At 73.2% G+C, this 18,973-nt stretch carries 18 protein-coding genes; 9 read left to right on the plus strand and 9 right to left on the minus strand.

The window, feature by feature from the left end; all coding sequences use genetic code 11:
• Positions 1-79: 79 nt before the first annotated feature.
• On the plus strand, positions 80-868 hold the full coding sequence (locus ACIGHB_RS06315; protein ID WP_399909946.1) for an alpha/beta fold hydrolase: 789 nt from the start codon (positions 80-82) through the stop codon (positions 866-868).
• Here the strand turns inward: ACIGHB_RS06315 and ACIGHB_RS06320 are convergent.
• Together ACIGHB_RS06320 and ACIGHB_RS06325 are read right to left on the minus strand one after the other, a co-directional pair.
• Positions 840-3,383 (minus strand): DUF4132 domain-containing protein, encoded by a 2,544-nt coding sequence (locus ACIGHB_RS06320; protein WP_399909949.1) that lies wholly within the window; start codon positions 3,381-3,383, stop codon positions 840-842. The two genes, ACIGHB_RS06315 and ACIGHB_RS06320, sit on opposite strands and share 29 nt — an antisense overlap.
• Before the next feature lie 34 nt (positions 3,384-3,417).
• Positions 3,418-4,632: an MFS transporter gene (locus ACIGHB_RS06325; RefSeq protein ID WP_399909952.1), complete on the minus strand. Its 1,215-nt coding sequence runs from the start codon at positions 4,630-4,632 to the stop codon at positions 3,418-3,420.
• A gap of 132 nt (positions 4,633-4,764) precedes the next feature.
• Between ACIGHB_RS06325 and ACIGHB_RS06330 the strand changes: the two genes are divergently transcribed.
• Positions 4,765-5,304, plus strand: coding sequence for a MarR family winged helix-turn-helix transcriptional regulator (locus tag ACIGHB_RS06330; protein WP_399909955.1), 540 nt, complete (start codon positions 4,765-4,767; stop codon positions 5,302-5,304).
• 34 nt (positions 5,305-5,338) lie between these two features.
• A complete protein-coding gene (locus ACIGHB_RS06335; RefSeq protein ID WP_388866150.1) occupies positions 5,339-5,635 on the plus strand; it encodes a hypothetical protein in 297 nt (98 codons plus the stop codon).
• 108 nt (positions 5,636-5,743) lie between these two features.
• On the opposite strand, the gene ACIGHB_RS06340 is transcribed toward ACIGHB_RS06335, so the two are convergent.
• From ACIGHB_RS06340 to ACIGHB_RS06360, 5 genes are all read right to left on the minus strand, one after another.
• The gene (locus ACIGHB_RS06340) at positions 5,744-6,502 is read right to left on the minus strand and encodes a succinate dehydrogenase iron-sulfur subunit (protein WP_388866148.1); all 759 of its coding nucleotides are present in this window, start codon (positions 6,500-6,502) and stop codon (positions 5,744-5,746) included.
• Positions 6,502-8,256, minus strand: coding sequence for a succinate dehydrogenase flavoprotein subunit (gene sdhA / locus ACIGHB_RS06345; RefSeq protein WP_388866145.1), 1,755 nt, complete (start codon positions 8,254-8,256; stop codon positions 6,502-6,504). Before sdhA ends, ACIGHB_RS06340 begins: the two co-directional genes overlap by 1 nt.
• 24 nt (positions 8,257-8,280) lie before the next feature.
• On the minus strand, positions 8,281-8,754 hold the full coding sequence (locus ACIGHB_RS06350; protein WP_387273816.1) for a succinate dehydrogenase hydrophobic membrane anchor subunit: 474 nt from the start codon (positions 8,752-8,754) through the stop codon (positions 8,281-8,283).
• An 8-nt stretch (positions 8,755-8,762) separates the two neighbouring features.
• Complete coding sequence (gene sdhC / locus ACIGHB_RS06355; protein ID WP_388866141.1) at positions 8,763-9,143, minus strand: succinate dehydrogenase, cytochrome b556 subunit; 381 nt, start codon at positions 9,141-9,143, stop codon at positions 8,763-8,765.
• Between the two features lie 193 nt (positions 9,144-9,336).
• Positions 9,337-9,951: a 2-oxo-4-hydroxy-4-carboxy-5-ureidoimidazoline decarboxylase gene (locus ACIGHB_RS06360; RefSeq protein WP_399909961.1), complete on the minus strand. Its 615-nt coding sequence runs from the start codon at positions 9,949-9,951 to the stop codon at positions 9,337-9,339.
• Positions 9,952-10,100: 149 nt separating this feature from the next.
• Here ACIGHB_RS06360 and ACIGHB_RS06365 point away from each other — a divergent pair, with 149 nt between their 5' ends.
• The 3 genes from ACIGHB_RS06365 to ACIGHB_RS06375 all read left to right on the plus strand — a co-directional run bounded on the left by ACIGHB_RS06365 (position 10,101) and on the right by ACIGHB_RS06375 (position 13,041).
• Positions 10,101-11,735, plus strand: coding sequence for a glycoside hydrolase family 20 protein (locus tag ACIGHB_RS06365; protein ID WP_399909964.1), 1,635 nt, complete (start codon positions 10,101-10,103; stop codon positions 11,733-11,735).
• Between the two features lie 103 nt (positions 11,736-11,838).
• Entirely contained in the window at positions 11,839-12,471 is a 633-nt protein-coding gene (locus ACIGHB_RS06370) for a DUF4328 domain-containing protein (protein WP_360312495.1), read from the plus strand.
• Positions 12,472-12,510: 39 nt separating this feature from the next.
• A complete protein-coding gene (locus tag ACIGHB_RS06375; RefSeq protein WP_360312493.1) occupies positions 12,511-13,041 on the plus strand; it encodes a hypothetical protein in 531 nt (176 codons plus the stop codon).
• 19 nt (positions 13,042-13,060) lie between these two features.
• Here ACIGHB_RS06375 and ACIGHB_RS06380 read toward each other — a convergent pair whose 3' ends face one another.
• Positions 13,061-13,801, minus strand: a complete 741-nt coding sequence (locus tag ACIGHB_RS06380; RefSeq protein ID WP_360312491.1) for a Clp protease N-terminal domain-containing protein — start codon at positions 13,799-13,801, stop codon at positions 13,061-13,063.
• A 424-nt stretch (positions 13,802-14,225) separates the two neighbouring features.
• Between ACIGHB_RS06380 and ACIGHB_RS06385 the strand changes: the two genes are divergently transcribed.
• Positions 14,226-14,918 carry an RNA polymerase sigma factor gene (locus ACIGHB_RS06385; RefSeq protein ID WP_360312489.1) on the plus strand — a complete coding sequence of 231 codons (693 nt, stop codon included), beginning with the start codon at positions 14,226-14,228 and terminating at the stop codon, positions 14,916-14,918.
• Entirely contained in the window at positions 14,918-16,105 is a 1,188-nt protein-coding gene (locus ACIGHB_RS06390; protein ID WP_399909968.1) for a hypothetical protein, read from the plus strand. Before ACIGHB_RS06385 ends, ACIGHB_RS06390 begins: the two co-directional genes overlap by 1 nt.
• A 163-nt stretch (positions 16,106-16,268) precedes the next feature.
• Here the strand turns inward: ACIGHB_RS06390 and ACIGHB_RS06395 are convergent, their stop codons facing one another.
• Entirely contained in the window at positions 16,269-17,150 is an 882-nt protein-coding gene (locus ACIGHB_RS06395; protein WP_399909971.1) for a L,D-transpeptidase family protein, read from the minus strand.
• A 203-nt stretch (positions 17,151-17,353) separates the two neighbouring features.
• Between ACIGHB_RS06395 and ACIGHB_RS06400 the strand changes: the two genes are divergently transcribed.
• Positions 17,354-18,934 carry a methylmalonyl-CoA mutase gene (locus tag ACIGHB_RS06400; RefSeq protein WP_399909974.1) on the plus strand — a complete coding sequence of 527 codons (1,581 nt, stop codon included), beginning with the start codon at positions 17,354-17,356 and terminating at the stop codon, positions 18,932-18,934.
• Positions 18,935-18,973: the final 39 nt, after the last annotated feature.

The raw sequence follows: 18,973 nt of genomic DNA on the forward strand, positions 1-18,973 counted from the left end.
TAGACCTCCTCTTGAACGCGTTCAAGTCCGTTCGGGAAAGGTGTGGCGGGAGCGGAGGGCCGCGCCTACAGTCACGCGGGTGACGCTTTCTCATGACACGGCCGGCACCGGCCCCCTGACCGTCGTCCTGCTGCACTCCGGGGTCTGCGACCGCCGGATGTGGGACGGGCAGTTCCAGGCCCTCGCCGACGCCGGGCACCACGTCGTCCGCTGCGACCTGCGCGGCTTCGGCGAGACCCCCGCCGACGCCCCGCACGTCCACGCCGACGACGTACGGGACCTCCTCGACCACCTCGGCGTCGAGCGCGCCGCGCTCGTCGGCTCCTCCTTCGGCGGCGAGGTCGCCCTGGAGTTCGCCGCCCGCCACCCCGCCCGGACCGCCGCCCTCACCCTGCTCTGCCCCGCCGCACCCGTCGAGCACGAGGCCGGCCCCGAACTCACCGCCTTCTGCGAGCGCGAGGACGCCCTCCTCGACGCCGGCGACGTGGAGGCCGCGACCGCCCTCAACGTCGCCCTGTGGCTCGGCCCCGACGCCGACGACGAGGCCCGCGCCCTCGTCCACACCATGCAGCGCCGCGCCTTCGAGCTCCAGCTCGACGTCCCCGAGGAGCACGAGGCCGGACCCGCCGGCGTCACCGAGACCGACCTCGCGACGATCGCCGTGCCCGCCCTCGTCGTCACCGGCGCCCACGACCTGCCCGACTTCCGCGCCCTCGGCGACAAGGTCGCCGCCCTGCTCCCGGCCGCCCGCCGCGTCACCCTCGACTGGGCCGGCCACCTGCCGTCCCTGGAGCGCCCCGAGGAGACCCTGCGCCTCCTCCTCGACCACCTCGCCGAGGTCAGCGCCCCCGCCGCAACTGGGCGGTGATCGTCGGGTCGGTGATCCGGTCGTCGGCGGCCAGCAGGAACGCCTTCGACAGGATCACCGACAGCATCCCGCCGTCCTCCTCGAACGGCAGGAACACCCTCCCCGCCGCCCGCCCGGCCTCCCGCGAACGGTCCACCACCACGCACAGATACGCGTCCGAGGGCTCCATCAGCACGTTCCCCGAGCCCAGATGGATCCGGTACGCCCCCAGCTCCCCCCGCACCCGAAGGAACCGGTCCGTCAGCTCCACCCGGTCCGCGATCCGGGTCCGGGGCAGCAACCGGGCCAGCGTCTCCCGCCGCACCCGCGCCCCCTCGCCCAGCTCACCGAAGCCCCAGCGCATCCAGTAGTCGCCGTACGCCCGGTCCGTGCCCCGGTCCCGCCAGTCCGGATCGGCCCCGACCGACGCCACCCCCACGAACAGGTCCACGTCCCGCAGCGCCTCCGAGAGCACCAGCGGCGGCACCTCCTCCAGCGGCGCGGCCTCCCACGGCCCGCGCGGCCCCCCGCCCGCCGCCCGCCGCTCGAACCGCACCTGGTCGGTCGCGCAGAGCACCGCGATCCCGTCCGAGTACGCCCCCTGGTCGACCAGGTCCACGAAGAACCGCGCCCGCCACCGCGTCCCCTCCGCCGCCGGCAGCTCGCCCGGCGCGGGCAGCTCCTTCACCAGCTCGGAGGAGTCCCCCTCGGAGAAGTACCCCAGGTGTCTCCCCGCCCAGCCCCGGACCGTCATCAGCGCCCGCGCCTGCCCGTACCGCAGCACGTGCCCGGCGAAGCGGTTCGAGTACGAGGCGGTCTCCCGCTCCGCCGGCGTCAGCGGGTACACCTCCCGGAACACCTGCTTGAACGGCTGCCGCCCCTCCCGGTCGAGCAGCGCCGCCCGCCACTCGGCGACCTCCTCGTCCCCGGCCCGCAGCGGATGCCACAGCCGCAGCCGGTCGCCCGCCGCCACCGGCCGCGCCGTGCCGTCCGCCGCCGCGAGCGCCCAGCCCCCGCCGGCCCGCTCCGGCAGCCCGGCCGCCCAGCCCCCGCGGCCCTCCCCGTCCCCGCCCGAGACCTCCCCGTCCCCGCCCGACACCTCCCAGACCAGCGCCCGCGCCACCGCGCCCGTCACCGGATGGTCCGCGTAGTACCGCTGCCAGTCCTCCGCCGGCCAGGTCGTGCCCGCCGCCAGGTGCTCCTCCAGACGGGCCCGCTCCTCCGCGAGGAGCGCCGACAGCTTCCGCAGACCCGCCCTGACCTCCTTCAGCTCCTCGGCCCGCGCCTCCCGCACCTGCTTCGGCGCGGTCTTCAGGAGCCTCCCCTCCGGGCCCCTGAAGGAGAGCAGCGCCGTGCCCGGCTCCCGTACCGCCAGCTCCGCCGTGTACGCCCCCAGCGCCACCTCCCGCGCCCCGCGCCCGTCGAGCCCGAGCGCCGGCACGGCCCGCTCCCGCAGCATCGACGCGGTCACCCCCGCCCGCGCGGAGACCGCCTCGCGGGCGCGGACGATGCCCTTGGCCACCGTCCGGTTGACCACCCGCTTCGGCAGCCGCCCCAGCTCGGCCACGGCCGCCTCGGCCCGGTCGGCCGGCAGCTCCCCCAGCACGGCGACCGCCGCCGTCGCCAGCGGCTGGCTGCGGCACATCCCCCCGGACCCGCCGAGCCCCGTCCCCGCGTGCAGCGCCACGGCCCCCACCAGCGGCACCACCCACTCCTCCCGGATGTCCAGGGAGGCCCACAACAGGCCGCGGACGAGGGAGGTGTTCGCGTCCCCGGCCAGCGAGGCGAGGCCCATCCCGAACGGGTTCAGGTCGTGCACCCGGTGCTCGGGCTGTGCGGCGATCCCCTCCAGGAGCCGCCGCACCACCTCCGGGCCCCGATCGGCCCCGGCCAGCAGCTCCGCCGCCCGCCGCCGCCACACCCGGGTGGCGCGCGGCTTGTCGAGCAGCGCGCAGTGCCCGAGGAACGCCGCCACCCCCGCACCCGACAGCAGCTCCCCGTGCGCGGCCCGCATCGCGGGGCCGTAGTCGTCGAGCTCGTCGAGCAGGTGGCGGGGGAGCCGGCCCTCGACGACGGGGGCCTCGCGGGCCAGCAGCGCGTCGATCCGGCGCCGGATCTCCCCGTACCCCTCGGTGTCGCCGTACCACCGGTAGGACTCGGCCAGGTGACGGAGCGTCCGCAGCCGCGTCCGGTCGTACTCCTCGACCTGCTCGGCCGCCGCGACGGCGATCGGCACCACGACCAGGAAGGCTTCGCGCAGCTCGGTCGGGCCGAACACCGCGTCCCGGCCGAGGAGACGCGCGAGCATCAGGTCGGACTCGGCGGCCGACCAGCCCAGCCGCTGCCCGGCCAGATGGGCGAGTCCGCGCTCCGCGGAGCCCCGGTGCGTGCCCGGGCGCTGGAGCGCGAACACCGCCGCGCGCCGCCCCGCCGCGTCCAGGGAGTCCAGGAACACCTCCAGCGTCCCCGTCGCCCCGGCCCGCTCGCCGGCCACCGCCTCGTCCAGCCCGGCCACCGGGCCCGTGATCCCCACCATGCGCACCACGGTAGAACCCGCCACCGACAACGCCTCAGCGGATCCGCCGCACCCCCGGTACCAGGGCCGTCGCCAGGCAGCAGCCGGCGACCACGACGGCCGCCGCGGCCAGCGGGACGCCCGGCCCCCAGGCGTCGGCGGCGAGCGGCGCCAGCGCGTACCCGACCGGCATCGCGGCGAGCGAGAGGAGCCAGTCGTACGAGACCACCCGGGCCAGCACCCGCTCGGGGACGGCGCGCTGGACGACCGTGTCCCAGACGGGAGTCAGGAAGCCGAGGCCGGCCTGCGCGAGCCCGTACGCGCCGATGACCAGCGCGGCGGGCGCCTCGGCGGCGAGCAGCAGCAGCGGCAGCGCGTAGCTCGCGAGCGCCAGGTTGGCGGTGAGGACGGGCCGGGAGGGCTTCAAGCGGTCGGCGAGGAGCGAGCCGGCGAGCAGCCCCACCGCGCCGACCTGGAGCAGCACCACCCAGGTGCCCGCCCCGCCGAGCCGGTCCACGGCGATCGCGGGGCCGAGGGTCGCCAGGACGGCCGCGGCGCCGTTCCAGGCGCTGTGCGCGACGAGGCTGGTCCAGTACCAGTCGCGGGACCTGACCTCCCGCCAGCCCTCGCGCAGGTCGGCGACGAAGGACCGGCGGGGGACCGGCACGGGGGCGATCCGCAGAACGGCGAGGAGCGCGGCGCTGACGGCGAAGGAGGCGGCGTCGAGGACGAAGGCCCAGCCGGGGCCGACGGTGAGGATGAGCGCGCCGGCGAGCGCGGGTCCGCCCACGCGGGTGGCGCTGTACGCGATGCCCATGGCCGCGTTGGCCCGGTGCAGGGCCTCCGCGGCGGCCGTCCCGCGCACCAGCGGGGAGCCGGTCGGCATGGCGAAGGCCCCGGCGGCGCCGCCGACGGCCGAGGCGGCGGCGATCAGCCACAGGTCGGGGCTGCCGCTCAGGAGCTGGAGGCCGACGAGGAGTTGGGCGGCGCACCGGACGAGGTCCATGGCGAGGGCGATGGCGCGGGCGTCGAAGCGGTCGGCGAGCACGCCGCCGACCGGCAGCAGCACCAGCTTCGGCACCATCGCGCACGCGAGCACCAGTGCGAGCGCGCCGGTGGAGCCGGTGGCTTCCAGGACGGCGAGGGCGAGCGCGGCGGGCACGACGGCGTCGCCGGTGAGCGAGAGCACCCGCCCGGCGAAGAGCAGCCGGAAGGGGCGGGTGCGCAGGGGGTGGGGGACGGCCGGGGGCACGGTGGTGGCAGCGGGCATGACAAGCAGAGTATTTCGGTGCCGAATGATGTGGCAACGAAATATCGGGCACAGAAATATTCGGCATCGAAATATACGGCAACGAAGTGTCACGGTCCGGATCCGGCCAGGCTTCGCACGTACGATCACCCCATGAACCAGCCGGAGCCCACAGCGCCCCAGGAGCAGGACTGGACCGACGGCCACGTGGCCCGCTGGCAGCCCGTCCTGCCCGAGCTCGACCCCGTCGTCGAAGGCGCGGTCACCCGGATGAAGAAGCTCTCCGTCCACCTCCGCCGGGTCCGCGAGCAGTCCCTCCTCGACTTCGACCTCGAACGCCACGAGTTCGACACCCTGCACAAGCTGGCCGGCCGCGGCGGCTCCGCCGCCCCCTCGGAGCTGGCCCAGGACCTCGACCTGGCCCCCGCCTCGGTCACCGGCCGCCTCGACGCCCTGGAGAAGCGCGGCCTGGTCCGGCGTACCCCCTCCACCACCGACCGCCGCCGGGTCGTCGTCGAGCTCACCGACGCCGGACGCACCACCTGGCTCGGGGCCATGGACGTCCTCGGCCACGAGGAGGAGCGCCTCCTCGGCGCCCTCACCCCCGCCGAGCGCACCACCCTCAACGACCTGCTCCGCCGCGTGATGCTCGCCGCGGAGGCGGACCAGGCCGCCCCGCACTGGTACGCCTGACCGTTTGTCAGTGGCGGTCCCTACGCTCGTCGGCATGGGAACTGTCACCTTCGTCGACGAGACGACCCTCGGCGCCCGCACCGCGACCGAGCCCCTCGCCGTCCCCGAGGAGCGCCTGCGGCTGCGCGAGCTGATAGCCCGCCGGGTCGCCCTGGAGACCGGCCCGGAGGGGTACGGGGCCGCGCTCGCCCGCGCCCTGGACGCCTTCGCCGGGAACGGCTTCCTGGTCCTGGTCGGCGACCGCCAGATCGAGGACCCGGAGGAGTGGGTGACGGTCGGCCCGGCCACGGAGGTCGTCTTCCTCCGGCTGGTCCCCCTGGTCGGCGGCTGACACCCACCCGGCTCCCGGTCACGCCGAGCGAGGACCCCGGACAACCCGGACAAGCGGAAGGCCCCGCCTCCCTCAAGGGAGACGGGGCCGTGCCGGAGTACCGGGGGATCAGAAGCGACGCGTGATCAGCGCGCGCTTGACCTCCTGGATCGCCTTCGTGATCTCGATGCCACGCGGGCAGGCGTCCGTGCAGTTGAACGTGGTGCGGCAGCGCCACACGCCGTCCTTGTCGTTCAGGATCTCCAGGCGCTGCTCGCCGCCCTCGTCGCGCGAGTCGAAGATGAAGCGGTGCGCGTTGACGATCGCGGCCGGACCGAAGTACTGGCCGTCGTTCCAGAAGACCGGGCAGGACGACGTGCACGCGGCGCACAGGATGCACTTGGTGGTGTCGTCGAAGCGCTCGCGGTCCTCGGGGGACTGCTTGCGCTCGCGGGTCGGCTCGTTCCCCTTGGTGACGAGGAAGGGCATGACGTCGCGGTACGCCTGGAAGAAGGGCTCCATGTCGACCACGAGGTCCTTCAGCACCGTGAGGCCCTTGATGGGCTCGACGGTGATCGGCTTCTCGGGGTTGATGTCCTTGATCAGCGTCTTGCAGGCGAGCCTGTTCTTGCCGTTGATCCGCATCGCGTCCGAGCCGCAGATGCCGTGCGCGCAGGAGCGGCGGAAGGTGAGCGTGCCGTCCAGGTCCCACTTGATCTTGTGGAGACCGTCGAGCACGCGCTCCTTCGGGTCGATGTCGACCTGGAAGTCCTCCCAGACCACCGCGTCCGAGACCTCGGGGTTGAAGCGGCGGATCCGGAAGGTGACGGTGATGTAGGGGGAGGCGGCGGACTCCGCCTCGACCTTGTCCAGAACGGGGGTGGCCATCAGTACTTACGCTCCATCGGCTGGTAGCGGGTCGTCACGACCGGCTTGTAGTCGAGACGCACGGTCTCGGAGCCGTCCTCGCCGACCTCGCGGTACGCCATCGTGTGGCGCATGAAGTTGACGTCGTCGCGGTTCGGGTAGTCCTCGCGGTAGTGACCGCCGCGGGACTCCTTGCGCGCCAGGGCCGAGACGGCCATGACCTCGGCCAGTTCGAGCAGGTTGCCCAGCTCGACGGCCTCCAGGAGGTCGGTGTTGAAGCGCTTGCCCTTGTCCTGGATGGACACGTTCTTGTAGCGCTCGCGCAGCTCGGCGATCTTCTCGACGGCCGTCTTGATGGTCTGCTCCGTGCGGAACACCATCACGTTGGCGTCCATCGTCTCCTGGAGCTCGCGGCGCAGGTCGGCGACCCGCTCGGTGCCCGTGGAGTTGCGCAGGTTCTCGATCTGCGCGACGACCAGCGACTCCGGGTTCTCCGGCAGCTCGACGTAGTCGTGCTTGTGGGAGTACTCGGCGGCGGCGATGCCCGCGCGGCGCCCGAAGACGTTGATGTCGAGCAGCGAGTTGGTGCCGAGGCGGTTGGCGCCGTGCACCGACACGCAGGCGACCTCGCCGGCCGCGTACAGGCCCGGGACGACGGTGGTGTTGTCGAGGAGGACCTCACCCTCGACGTTGGTCGGGATGCCGCCCATGGCGTAGTGCGCGGTGGGCTGGATCGGGATCGGGTCCGTGTACGGCTCGATGCCGAGGTACGTACGGGCGAACTCGGTGATGTCCGGGAGCTTGGCGTCGAGCTGCTCCGGCGGGAGGTGCGTCAGGTCCAGGTAGACGTGGTCGCCCTCGGGACCGCAGCCGCGGCCCTCGCGGATCTCCGTGTAGATGGAGCGGGAGACGACGTCACGGGACGCGAGGTCCTTCATGACCGGCGCGTACTTCTCCATGAAGCGCTCGCCGTCCTTGTTGCGGAGGATGCCGCCCTCACCGCGGGCGCCCTCCGTCAGCAGGATGCCCATGCGCCAGATGCCCGTCGGGTGGAACTGGAAGAACTCCATGTCCTCCAGGGGCAGGCCGCGGCGGTAGCAGGCGGCCTGGCCGTCACCGGTCAGGGTGTGGGCGTTCGACGTCACCTTGAAGAACTTGCCGGTGCCGCCGGAGGCGTAGACCACGGCCTTCGCCTGGAAGATGTGGATCTCGCCGGTGGCCAGCTCGTACGCGACGACGCCGGCGGACTTCTTGACGCCGTCGACCTCGACGATGAGCTGGTCCAGGACGTAGAACTCGTTGAAGAACTCCACGCCCTCCTTGATGCAGTTCTGGTACAGCGTCTGGAGGATCATGTGGCCGGTGCGGTCGCCCGAGTAGCAGGCGCGGCGGACCGGGGCCTCGCCGTGGTTGCGGGAGTGACCGCCGAACCGGCGCTGGTCGATGTCACCGTTGGGCGTACGGCCGAACGGCAGGCCCATCTTCTCCAGGTCGAGGACGGCGTCGATGGCCTCCTTCGCCAGGATCTCGGCGGCGTCCTGGTCGACCAGGTAGTCACCGCCCTTGACCGTGTCGAAGGTGTGCCACTCCCAGTTGTCCTCCTCCACGTTGGCCAGCGCGGCGGCCATGCCGCCCTGCGCGGCGCCCGTGTGGGAGCGGGTGGGGTAGAGCTTCGTGAGCACGGCGGTGCGGCTGCGCTTCGTCGCCTCGATGGCGGCGCGCATGCCGGCGCCGCCGGCGCCGACGATGACGGTGTCGTACTTGTGGATCTTCATGGCGTGGTTACCTCAGCCCCGTGCCTAGCGGATGTTCGGGTCGAAGGTGAAGATCACCAGCGTGCCCAGAAGGATGGTGAACACCGTGGCGGTGTACAGCAGGCCCTTGAGCCACAGGCGCGTGTTCGGGCGCTCCGCGTAGTCGTTGATGACGGTACGGAGGCCGTTGGCGCCGTGCAGCATGGCGAGCCACAGCATCAGCAGGTCCCAGACCTGCCAGAACGGGGACGCCCAGCGGCCGGCCACGAAGGCGAAGCCGATCTTGGAGACGCCGCCGTCCAGGAAGAGCTGGATCAGCAGGTGGCCGAGGACGAGGACGACGAGGACGACGCCCGAGAGGCGCATGAAGAGCCACGCGGCCATCTCGAAGTTGCCGCGGGTCGCGCGCGGGGTCTTGCCCGTGCGCTTGCGGGGGGCCTCGATGTACGGGGCGGGGTTGTCCGCGTCGTAGGAGGCGCCCTCGACGGGACCGATCGCGGAGGTGGTGTCAGCAGACATGTCTGAGATCAGCTCCCGAACAGTTCACGTGCGGCGTGGCCGAGGACGGGGTAGACGGAGCCCGCCATCAGCACGACCCAGATGCCGACGACGGTCCAGAGCATCTGCTTCTGGTAGCGCGGGCCCTTGGACCAGAAGTCCACGGCGATGACACGGAGACCGTTCAGCGCGTGGAAGAGGATGGCGGCGACCAGGCCGTACTCCAGAAGAGCGACGATCGGCGTCTTGTAGGTCGCGACGACCTCGTCGTACGCCTCGGGCGAGACGCGGACGAGAGCGGTGTCCAGCACGTGTACGAACAGGAAGAAGAAGATGAGGACGCCGGTGACTCGATGAGCCACCCAGGACCACATTCCTTCCCGGCCGCGGTACAGCGTTCCAGCCGGCACGGAAAAACCCTCCGGGAGCGGGGATCGGGGCCCGGCCGGCTTCTCTGTCGGTCTGGCCCGGCCGGGTACGGTCCACCGGCCCCGGTCATCGTAGCGACGACTTGTCGGTTCGCTCGCGCGGGGTCCGTCAGTGTGATCAAACAGGCACGGACGGACTATCGTCCGGGACGGAATCGGCCCTTTCCGGGGGGAATCACAGCTCCGCGGGGCGGTGGGTGAGTCCCTGGGCGAGCGAGAAGGCGAGCCGGGAGCGGGCGAGCCGGCGCAGTTCGTCGGCCGCGACGGCCCGCTCTTCGTCCGGTTCGTTGCCGAGACGTGACCGGATCCCGGCGAGGACGGCGTCCAGCCGCTCGCCCGGCCGCACCCCGTTCAGGCTGATGACGAACGCGTGGCCGAACCGGCTCTCGTACGCGGCGTGGGCGGCGTGCAGTGCGGTCCTGGCGGCCGGCGGCGCGTCGGGGTGCGGCAGCGCGGAGGACTCGGCGGCGAGCGCCTCGTCGAGATCGGGCCCGGTCAGGTCGTACCCGGCCTCCTCGGCGGCGGCCAGCAGGGCGTCCACCGTCGGATAGGGCCGGTGGGCGGCGACCCGCTCCGCCCAGCGGCGGCTGTGGCAGCAGGAGAGCAGCAGTCCGACCGCCTCGGCGGGGGCGGCGGCGTTGAGGAGCAGCAGGCCGTGCGGGGCGCCGGAGGACTTCTGGGCGGGTATGGCAGGCGCGTCCGCCGGAGCCGGATTGCGGCAGGGGGCGTGGGTGTCGCTGGTCAGCGTGGGCTCCGGGACGGCGGGACGAGTGGGGTGGACGTGACGCAACGTTATCGACGGGACGGGGGAAGTGTCCGACGGGTGCGCGAATTTCACCCGGACGGGAGAGTTTGGGAACGCGTGATGGACGCGGAGGTTCCGTTCGGCCGGTGCCGCCGGATGGCCGGACCGCCCGGGGTGAGGGAGGATGCCGTGTGATGCGGTACTCCGGACGGGGCCCCCTGCGAGGCCCGGCACTCCTGGCGGCCGCGGTGGCCCTGACCACCGTGGCGGCCTGCTCGAACGGTGCTCCTTCCGGCGCGGGCTCCCCCTCCGCGGCCCCTTCCGGTACGGGTCCGGCGGCGACCACCTCGGCCGCGAAGCCGACCCCCACGCCGACCCCCACCCCGACGCCGACCAGGACGTACCCGCTCTCCTCCGCCCCCCGCACCGTCCCCGCCGTCCGGTCCCACGAACCGGCCCGCGGCCCCGGCTGGAAGCCCGGACCGCGCGCCGGGGTCGTCCTCGGCGCGGACAGCGCGGGCCTCGCCGACGAGGGCCGGCTGATCGCCCAGGAGCTGGGCCTGAGCTACCGGGGCGAGGCCGCGGCCGGCCCCGGCGACGTCGAGCTGGCCCTCGGCGGGACGGGCGCCCCCGAGTCGTACACGCTCACCGTGAAGGACGGCCGGGTCCGGATCGCAGGACCCGACGAGGCCGGCGTCTTCTACGGCACCCGCACCCTCAAGCAGTCCGTCAGGTCGGCCGGCACCATGCCCGAGGGAACCGTCGCCGACCGGCCGGCCAAGCCGCAGCGCGGGCTCAACGTCGACATCGCCCGCAAGCACTTCACGGCCGCCTGGCTGGAGGACCGCATCCGGGAGATGGGCGACCTCAAGCTCAACCAGCTGGGGCTGCACTTCTCCGACGACCAGGGCTTCCGCATCGAGTCGGACTCGCACCCCGAGGTCGTCTCGGAGCAGCACCTCACCAAGGCGGAGGTCCGCCGGATCCTCGCGCTCGCCGCGAGCCGGCACGTCACCGTCGTCCCCGAGATCGACTCGCCCGGACACCTCGGCGCGGTCATCGCCGCCCACCCCGACCTCCAGCTGGTCAGCGCCACCGGCCGCACCCCGCGCGGCGCGGTCGACATCTCCGACCCGGACTCCGCCCGGATCGTCGACGACCTGCTGCGCGAGTACACCGCCCTCTTCCCCGGCGCCTACTGGCACCTCGGCGCCGACGAGTACGTGGCCCTGATGGCGAAGGACCCCGAGGCCAGCTACCCGCAGCTCGCGCGGGCGGCACGGGAGGCGTACGGGCCGTCCGGCCGCGTCCAGGACCTGGCCACCGACTGGCTCAACGACCGCGCCGCCACCGTCCGCCCGACCGGCAAGACCCTCAAGGCGTGGAACGACGGCTTCTTCGCCGGCGGGGTCGTGAGCGCGGCGAAGGACATCGAGGTCGAGTACTGGACGGGCAAGGAGTTCGGCGCCCGGCCCCCGCTGCCCTACCTCCAGGCGGGCCGCGACCTGGTGAACCTCAACGACGAGTACCTCTACTACGTGCTCGGCGAGCCCAACCAGTTCACGTACCCGACCGGCCGCCGCATCTACGAGCAGTGGACCCCGCTGGTCCTCCGCGGCACCTCCCCGGTGCCGGCCCGCTACGACGCGCAGATCCTCGGCGCCCGCTTCGCCGTCTGGTGCGACCTCGCGAACGCCCAGACCCAGGACCAGGTCGCCGCCGGCATCCGCCTCCCGCTCGCGGCCCTCTCCCAGAAGGTCTGGGACTCCCGCAAACCCACCCAGAGCTGGCCCGACTTCCGCGCCCTGGCGACGAAGGTACGCGGCTGAGCTGGGGTTTTCCCTGGACGCGACGGTTCCGCATGGCATAGGTTCCGGCCCGGCCCCCGGGGGAGGGCCGCTCCGATCACCTGTGTTCCTGGGGGGAACCTTCATGCTGCGCAATCCCAACGGCCTGGCGTACGCCGTCATGGCCCTGCTGGGCGTCGACATCTTCCTGTTCCTGCTGAGCGCGGTCACCGAGGCGTGGTTCCTCGCCGACCCGCTGGCCGCCGCCGAGGCGTACCTCTCCGCCGAGACCGGCCTGAGCATGCTGGCGGTCCTCGCCGCCTGCGTCTCCGTCGCGACCGGCGTCGTCTTCATCGTCTGGTTCCACCGGGTCCGGCAGAACGCCGGGGTCTTCGCCCCCGACAGCCAGACCCGCACGCCCGGCTGGGCCATCGGCGCCTGGTTCATCCCGCTCGCCAACCTGTGGATCCCGCGCCAGATCGCCGTGGAGGTCTGGCGGGCGAGCCGCCAGGACCCGTACGCCGCCGACGGCGCCCGGGAGCTCACGGTGCTCAACGCCTGGTGGACGTGTTTCGTGGTGGGGCTGGTGCTGGACCGCCTCTCCAGCACGCTCTACAAGCAGGCCGAGACGCTGGACGCGCTGACCACCGCCGCGGCCTGGTCCGTGGCCGGCTACCTCGTCCTCGTCGCCGCCGGCGTCCTCGCCATCCTGTTCGTCCGCCGTCTGACCTCTATGCAGCACGCCAAGGCCACTGGCATGCTTTCGGCCGCCAAGTGACGACATAGCGCCAGTCGGCGTGAGCCGGTGGAGGTGGCCATGGCCGCGGAGACTGTCCGGAGCCCGCGTGAACTGATCGGCGGCACCGACGAGCGCGGTCTCGCCGCCGCCGGTCTCGCCTGTCTGGACCGGTGTCTGCCGCTGCTCGCCCCCGACCGGGCCGAGGTGCTGCGGCCCGTGTGGGCGGCGATCGCGCGCGCGGACGCCGCCGCCTGGGGCGAGGCCGTCGCCAAGGTCCGCGTCGAGCTGGACGGCGCGGGCGGCGAGGCCGCCGGCGACGGCGGGGTCGTCACGATGGTCCGCGCGATGGCCGACGGGATCCCCGCCGACTGGGCCGAGGCGCCCCTGCGCGCGTGGGCCGAGCGGTGCTCGGCCGCGGCGCTCGCCGTGCACCGCGTGCACGACGTGACCGAGGACGGCCCGCTGCACGCCGGCGAACTCCGCCGCCAGCTGGCCGTCCTCGACGCGGTCGCCCACGGCCCGACCGGACTGCGCCGGGCCCGCGAGCTCTCCGTCGAGGGCGGCCGGGTCCTGCGCGCGGTGGTCTCCCGCCGCGCCAGGACCGCCTGACCTCACGCCCCTGGCGGCCTCACTCCTCCGAGGGCGCCTCGACCATGGCGGAGGCGACGAGCTCGGAGATCTGCCGCTCGGCCGTCTCCTTGTCCAGGCCGAGGGCGCTCAGCACGCCGTCGCCGTCCTCGTGCTCAAGGAGGGCGAGCAGGATGTGCTCGGTGCCGACGTAGTTGTGCCCGAGCCGCAGCGCCTCGCGGAAGGTCAGTTCGAGCACCTTCTTCGCCGCCGCGTCGTACGGGACGAGCGCCGGCACCTCCTCGGCGGGCGGCGGCAGCGTCGGCGTGACGGCCTCGCGCAGCCGCTCGGCGGTGACGCCCTGCTCCCTGATCCACAGGACGGCGAGCCCCTCGGGCTCGGCGAGCAGCCCGAGCGCGAGGTGACCGGGGACGGTCTCGGCGTTCCGCGCGGCGATCGCCTCGTTCTGCGCGGCGACGACGACACCGCGGGCGCGCGGGGTGAAGCGGGCGAACCCGGCGTTCGGGTCCATCTTCTCGCCGTCCGGGTCCTTGGGGACGAACCGCTTCTGGGCGGCCTGCCGGGTCACGCCCATGCTGCGGCCGATGTCGGTCCAGGAGGCGCCGGAGCGGCGGGCCTGGTCGACGAAGTGCCCGATGAGGTGGTCGGCCACCTCGCCGAGGTAGTCCGCCGCGATGACCGCGCCGGAGAGCTGTTCCAGCGTGCCCGGGTGGGCCTTCTTGATCGCTTCGATGAGTTCGTCGAGACGGATGCTGACGTTCGGAACTGCGGGATGCGTCATGAGGCAACCTTAGGTTGACACTTCTCCACTGTCAACGAGTGGTTGACGGTCGGAGGGCATGACTTCTTTCGGGTGATGTGTCGTATCGCGTGACGATGGGAGAAATCGGGCGGACGGCGGCCCGGAAAAAGGGAGACGACCGGGGCCGCCACCCCCCACAGGAGAGGCCCCGGTCGTCGTCCACGGAGCCGCAGCACGGCTCCGTACTCCCTACAGCGCCGGTCGTGCGGTTTCTGTCACACCCCCGCGCCCCGGACGCGAAGGTTGCAAGTTGTACAAGGTGGGCGTACCCGCGTGGACGCGACGCCCGCAATCGACGTAGCGTGCTGGAGCGCGAAGCGGACTCGGCGGCGATGACCGGCCCCGACGACGCGACCGACGTGCTGGCGCGCGCAGAACGCGACCGACGGACAGGGTTTGGGGAGTGCTGGGGGACGACGCGGAGCTGACGGCCGCGGTGCTCGCTGCGCAGGACGGGGACGAGAACGCCTTCCGGACTGTGTACCGCGCCGTGCATCCCCGTCTGCTGGGCTACATGCGCACGCTGGTCGGCGACGCCGACGCCGAGGACGTCACCTCGGAGTCCTGGCTCCAGATCGCCCGCGACCTCGACCGCTTCAGCGGTGACGCCGACCGCTTCCGCGGCTGGGCGGCCAGGATCGCCCGCAACCGGGCCCTCGACCACATCCGGATGCGCGGCCGCCGGCCCGCCTCCGGCGGCGACGAGACCGAACTGACCGACAAGCCCGCCGACTCCGACACCGCCGGCGAGGCCCTGGAGGCCCTCGCCACCGGCGACACGCTCGCCCTCATCGCCCGCCTCCCGCAGGACCAGGCCGAGGCCGTCGTGCTCCGCGTCGTCGTCGGCCTCGACGCCAAGAGCGCCGCCGAGGCCCTCGGCAAGCGCCCCGGCGCCGTCCGCACCGCCGCCCACCGGGGCCTGAAGCGACTCGCCGAACTCCTCGGCGTCGACGGCCCCGCCGACACGCCCGCCCCGGGCTCCGCCGACGGCGGACAGGCCCTCGACGGGGTGCCGCCCCAGCGCGGCCGGAACACGGGCCGCATAGCCCCCGGCGGTGTGACGCAATGGCGTCCGCGGACGCAGAAGGACATGTGATGGCCGACGAGCGGTACCAGTGGCTCGACCCGGAGGCCGCGGAGCGGCTGCTCCGCGGCGAGCCCGTCGACGCCGTCGATCCCTCGGCCCGCGCCGGCGCCGACGCCCTCACCGACGCCCTCACCGCGGCCCGCACCGCCGCCGCCCCCGCCCCCGGCGTCCCGCTCGCCGGGGAGGAGGCCGCCCTCGCGGCCTTCCGCCAAGCCACCGCGGCCCGGGCCGCCGCCACCGCCGCCCCGGACTCCGCCGCCGCCACCGCCCCGGACTCCGCCGCCACCGCCGACCTCGGGCGGGTGCGGCTCACCACCGCACCCGCCCGAGGCCGGCAGTGGGGCCGCTCCCTGCGGTACGGGCTCGCCGCCGCGCTCGCCGCCGTCACCGTCGGCGGCGTCGCCGTCGCCGCGAGCACCGGAGTGCTCCCGCTGACCGAGGAGCCCGCCCGTACGGTCACCGCCGCCGAGACCGCCACACCGCCCGAGCCGAGCGGGCCGAGCGGGCCGAGCGCGCCGACCCCCGCCATCGAACGGCACGACGACCCCTCGCGCAGCGCGGACCCCGGCACGCCGACGGAGACGACCGCGCCCGGCGCGAGCCCCACGGGCCGGTCCGGCGACGGTACGACCACGAGCCCCCGGCCCGACGCCACCACCCCGGGCGCGGACAAGCCCGACCGCGACCCGGCCGGCCCCACCGCCACGAGCGGCACCGGCGGCGGCCGCGAGGCCATGGCCGCCGCCTGCCGCGACTACCGCTCCGGCCGCCTCGACCCGACCGCCCGCCGCCGCCTCGTCGAGCTGCTGCGCTCGGAGGAACCCCTGCGCGCCTACTGCGACCGGCTCCTCGGCGGAGGAACCACCGGCGACACGGACCGGAGCGACACCGGCTCCACGGGCGGGAAGAACGGCGACACCCAGAAGCCGGAGAAGGACGAGGAGCAGGACGGCAACAAGGAGAAGGACAAGGAGAAGGACAAGGAGCAGGACGGCGGCTCCGGGGACCGGAACCGTCCCGACCTCTCCCACGGCACCGTCCCCGTCCCCACCGACGCCGCCCGCAAGCGCGGCCGCGCCGGGCCGGACCCGAAGGACCGCCCCAGGGGCCGGACGAAGCACCGCCCCACCGTGTCCTGGGCGCCCGTCACGGCCCTCGCGCTCTGCCCGACGGGAGCCCCCGAAACGGGGGTGTGACACTTTCGGGCCCGCCGGCGCAGTACAGAGTGAGCCGACTGGTCATCGGCCGCGCAGTGAGCCGGGGTTCCCCCCGTACCTACGGCTCCGCGCACCCGGCGCGGGTGGGACACGTTCCCCCGGTCCCACCCGCGCCCCTTCTTCCCGCCGGTTCGCGGTCCCCCTACCAGTGGACGACGACCTTGTCGCCGACCTTCACCTGGTCGAAGAGGGCCGCGAGCTTCGTCCTGTCCCGGACGTTCACACAGCCGTGCGACCCGCCGTTGTAGCCGCGCGCCGCGAAGTCCGACGAGTAGTGCACCGCCTGGCCCCGGCTGAAGTACATCGCGTACGGCATCGGCGTGTGGTACAGCTTCGACCAGTCGTCACGGACCTTGCGGTCGACCAGGAAGACGCCCTCACGGGTCGGCGTGTTCTCCGAGCCGAAGCGCACGTCCATGGAGGAGACCACCTCGCCGTCGATCATCCAGGCCAGGGTCCGGCTCTCCTTGCTGACGCAGAGCACCCGGCCGGTCATGCAGCGGGCGTCGGGCGTGTCCAGCTCGTTGGTGGTGGACGGCTTCAGCTCGTCCGCCGTCGGCTTCTTCGTCACGGCGAGCAGCCGCTGCCAGGTCGCCTCGTCCACCGAACCCGTCCCCGGCAGCCCCCGCTTCTCCTGGAAGCCCGTGACCGCCTTCGCCGTGATCGTGCCGTAGAAACCGGTCGGCGCCCGGTCGAAGTGGTCCAGCTGCCGCAGCCGCGCCTGGAGCTCCCGCACCTGCTCGTTCTCGTCCCCGTCCTTCATGAGCACCTCCGCCGAGGGCGCCGGAGCCGGCGTGGACGCGGCCGGCGAGGACGACGACGGAGCCGGGGACGAGGGCGCGGGCGTCGCCGGGGCCGTCGCCGAGGCCGTGGCCGGCGACGGCGGCTTGCCGTCCGACCCGCCCGACCCGCCGGACCCGCCCGACCCGCCCGCACCGACCGCCTGGGCCGTACAGCCGGTGACGGCGAGTGCGACGGCGGCCGTGGCGAGAACGGCTCTGCGTATGGCGGAAGAACGCTTCATGGATGCCCCCCGGGGAATGACTGTGCCCATAGGGATGCTTCCCGTCCGCCTCCGGTTGCGCACGTGCGCGGACAGGAGCGTTCACGCTGTGAAAAAGGTCCCAGCGTGCTGTTCTCCACCGGGCCGCACACCCGCCACTACAGTCCGTCGCGAGGGCCGGAACCGCCGGGACGCGGCGGCAGCACGATCGGAAGGCACAAGCAATGGCGCGCGAGTCGGAGTCGGGGCTGCCCATCGAGCCGGTGTACGGCCCGGAGGCGCTGGAGGGCTGGGACCCGGCGGAGAAACTGGGCGAACCGGGCGCGTACCCCTTCACCCGCGGCGTCTACCCGACGATGTACACGGGCCGCCCGTGGACGATGCGGCAGTACGCCGGCTTCGGCACCGCCGTGGAGTCGAACGCCCGCTACCAGCAGCTGATCGCCAACGGCACCATGGGCCTGTCCGTCGCCTTCGACCTGCCCACCCAGATGGGCCACGACTCGGACGCGCCGATCGCGAGCGGCGAGGTCGGGAAGGTCGGCGTGGCGATCGACTCGGTCGACGACATGCGCGTGCTGTTCGACGGGATCCCGCTGGACAAGGTCTCCACGTCGATGACGATCAACGCCCCCGCCGCCCTGCTGCTCCTCATGTACCAGCTGGTCGGCGAGGAGCAGGGCGTGCCCGCCGACCGGCTGACCGGCACGATCCAGAACGACGTGCTGAAGGAGTACATCGCCCGCGGCACGTACATCTTCCCGCCGAAGCCCTCGCTGCGGCTCATCGCGGACATCTTCAAGTACTGCAGGGCCGAGATCCCGAAGTGGAACACCATCTCCATCTCCGGCTACCACATGGCCGAGGCCGGGGCCTCGCCCGCGCAGGAGATCGCCTTCACCCTCGCCGACGGCATCGAGTACGTCCGCACCGCCGTCGCCGCCGGCATGGACGTGGACGACTTCGCCCCCCGCCTGTCGTTCTTCTTCGTCGCCCGGACCACGATCCTGGAGGAGGTCGCGAAGTTCCGCGCCGCCCGCCGGATCTGGGCGCGGGTCATGAAGGAGGAGTTCGGCGCGAGGAACCCCAAGTCGCTCATGCTCCGCTTCCACACGCAGACCGCCGGCGTGCAGCTGACGGCCCAGCAGCCCGAGGTCAACCTGGTCCGGGTCGCCGTCCAGGGCCTCGCCGCCGTGCTCGGCGGGACGCAGTCCCTGCACACCAACTCCTTCGACGAGGCCATCGCCCTGCCGACGGACAAGTCCGCCCGGCTCGCGCTCCGGACCCAGCAGGTCCTCGCCTACGAGACCGACGTGACCGCCACCGTGGACCCCTTCGCCGGGTCGTACGTCGTCGAGAAGATGACCGACGACGTGGAGGCCGCCGCGCTGGAGCTGATGGCGAAGGTGGAGGAGCTGGGCGGCGCGGTCAGCGCCATCGAGCGCGGCTTCCAGAAGAACGAGATCGAGCGCTCGGCGTACCGCATCGCGCAGGAGACCGACTCCGGCGAGCGGGTCGTCGTCGGCGTCAACCGCTACACGGTCGACGTCGAGGAGCCCTACGAGCCGCTGCGCGTCGACCCGGCCATCGAGGCCCAGCAGGCCGACCGCCTCGCCGAGCTGCGGGCCGGGCGCGACCAGCGGGCCGTCGAGGCCGCGCTCACCGCCCTGAAGAAGGCGGCCGAGGGCACCGACAACGTCCTCTACCCGATGAAGGACGCGCTCAAGGCCCGCGCCACGGTCGGCGAGGTCTGCGACGCCCTGCGCGAGGTCTGGGGCACCTACGTCCCCGGCGACGTCTTCTAGCTCCCGTTTTCCATAGACGCAGGTCACTGCGGAGAGTCG

Origin of the sequence: Streptomyces sp. NPDC085460 (assembly GCF_044541975.1) — a bacterium.
GTDB lineage: Bacteria > Actinomycetota > Actinomycetes > Streptomycetales > Streptomycetaceae > Streptomyces.

Excerpts from the sequence above, each read along its gene's own strand:
- ACIGHB_RS06320 (WP_399909949.1), bottom strand. The coding sequence starts at position 3,383 with ATGGTGGGGATCACGGGCCCGGTGGCCGGGCTGGACGAGGCGGTGGCC.
- ACIGHB_RS06325 (WP_399909952.1), bottom strand. The coding sequence starts at position 4,632 with ATGCCCGCTGCCACCACCGTGCCCCCGGCCGTCCCCCACCCCCTGCGC.
- ACIGHB_RS06330 (WP_399909955.1), top strand. The coding sequence starts at position 4,765 with ATGAACCAGCCGGAGCCCACAGCGCCCCAGGAGCAGGACTGGACCGAC.
- ACIGHB_RS06335 (WP_388866150.1), top strand. The coding sequence starts at position 5,339 with ATGGGAACTGTCACCTTCGTCGACGAGACGACCCTCGGCGCCCGCACC.
- ACIGHB_RS06340 (WP_388866148.1), bottom strand. The coding sequence starts at position 6,502 with ATGGCCACCCCCGTTCTGGACAAGGTCGAGGCGGAGTCCGCCGCCTCC.
- sdhA (WP_388866145.1), bottom strand. The coding sequence starts at position 8,256 with ATGAAGATCCACAAGTACGACACCGTCATCGTCGGCGCCGGCGGCGCC.
- ACIGHB_RS06350 (WP_387273816.1), bottom strand. The coding sequence starts at position 8,754 with ATGTCTGCTGACACCACCTCCGCGATCGGTCCCGTCGAGGGCGCCTCC.
- ACIGHB_RS06365 (WP_399909964.1), top strand. The coding sequence starts at position 10,101 with ATGCGGTACTCCGGACGGGGCCCCCTGCGAGGCCCGGCACTCCTGGCG.
- ACIGHB_RS06370 (WP_360312495.1), top strand. The coding sequence starts at position 11,839 with ATGCTGCGCAATCCCAACGGCCTGGCGTACGCCGTCATGGCCCTGCTG.
- ACIGHB_RS06375 (WP_360312493.1), top strand. The coding sequence starts at position 12,511 with ATGGCCGCGGAGACTGTCCGGAGCCCGCGTGAACTGATCGGCGGCACC.
- ACIGHB_RS06380 (WP_360312491.1), bottom strand. The coding sequence starts at position 13,801 with ATGACGCATCCCGCAGTTCCGAACGTCAGCATCCGTCTCGACGAACTC.
- ACIGHB_RS06390 (WP_399909968.1), top strand. The coding sequence starts at position 14,918 with ATGGCCGACGAGCGGTACCAGTGGCTCGACCCGGAGGCCGCGGAGCGG.
- ACIGHB_RS06395 (WP_399909971.1), bottom strand. The coding sequence starts at position 17,150 with ATGAAGCGTTCTTCCGCCATACGCAGAGCCGTTCTCGCCACGGCCGCC.
- ACIGHB_RS06400 (WP_399909974.1), top strand. The coding sequence starts at position 17,354 with ATGGCGCGCGAGTCGGAGTCGGGGCTGCCCATCGAGCCGGTGTACGGC.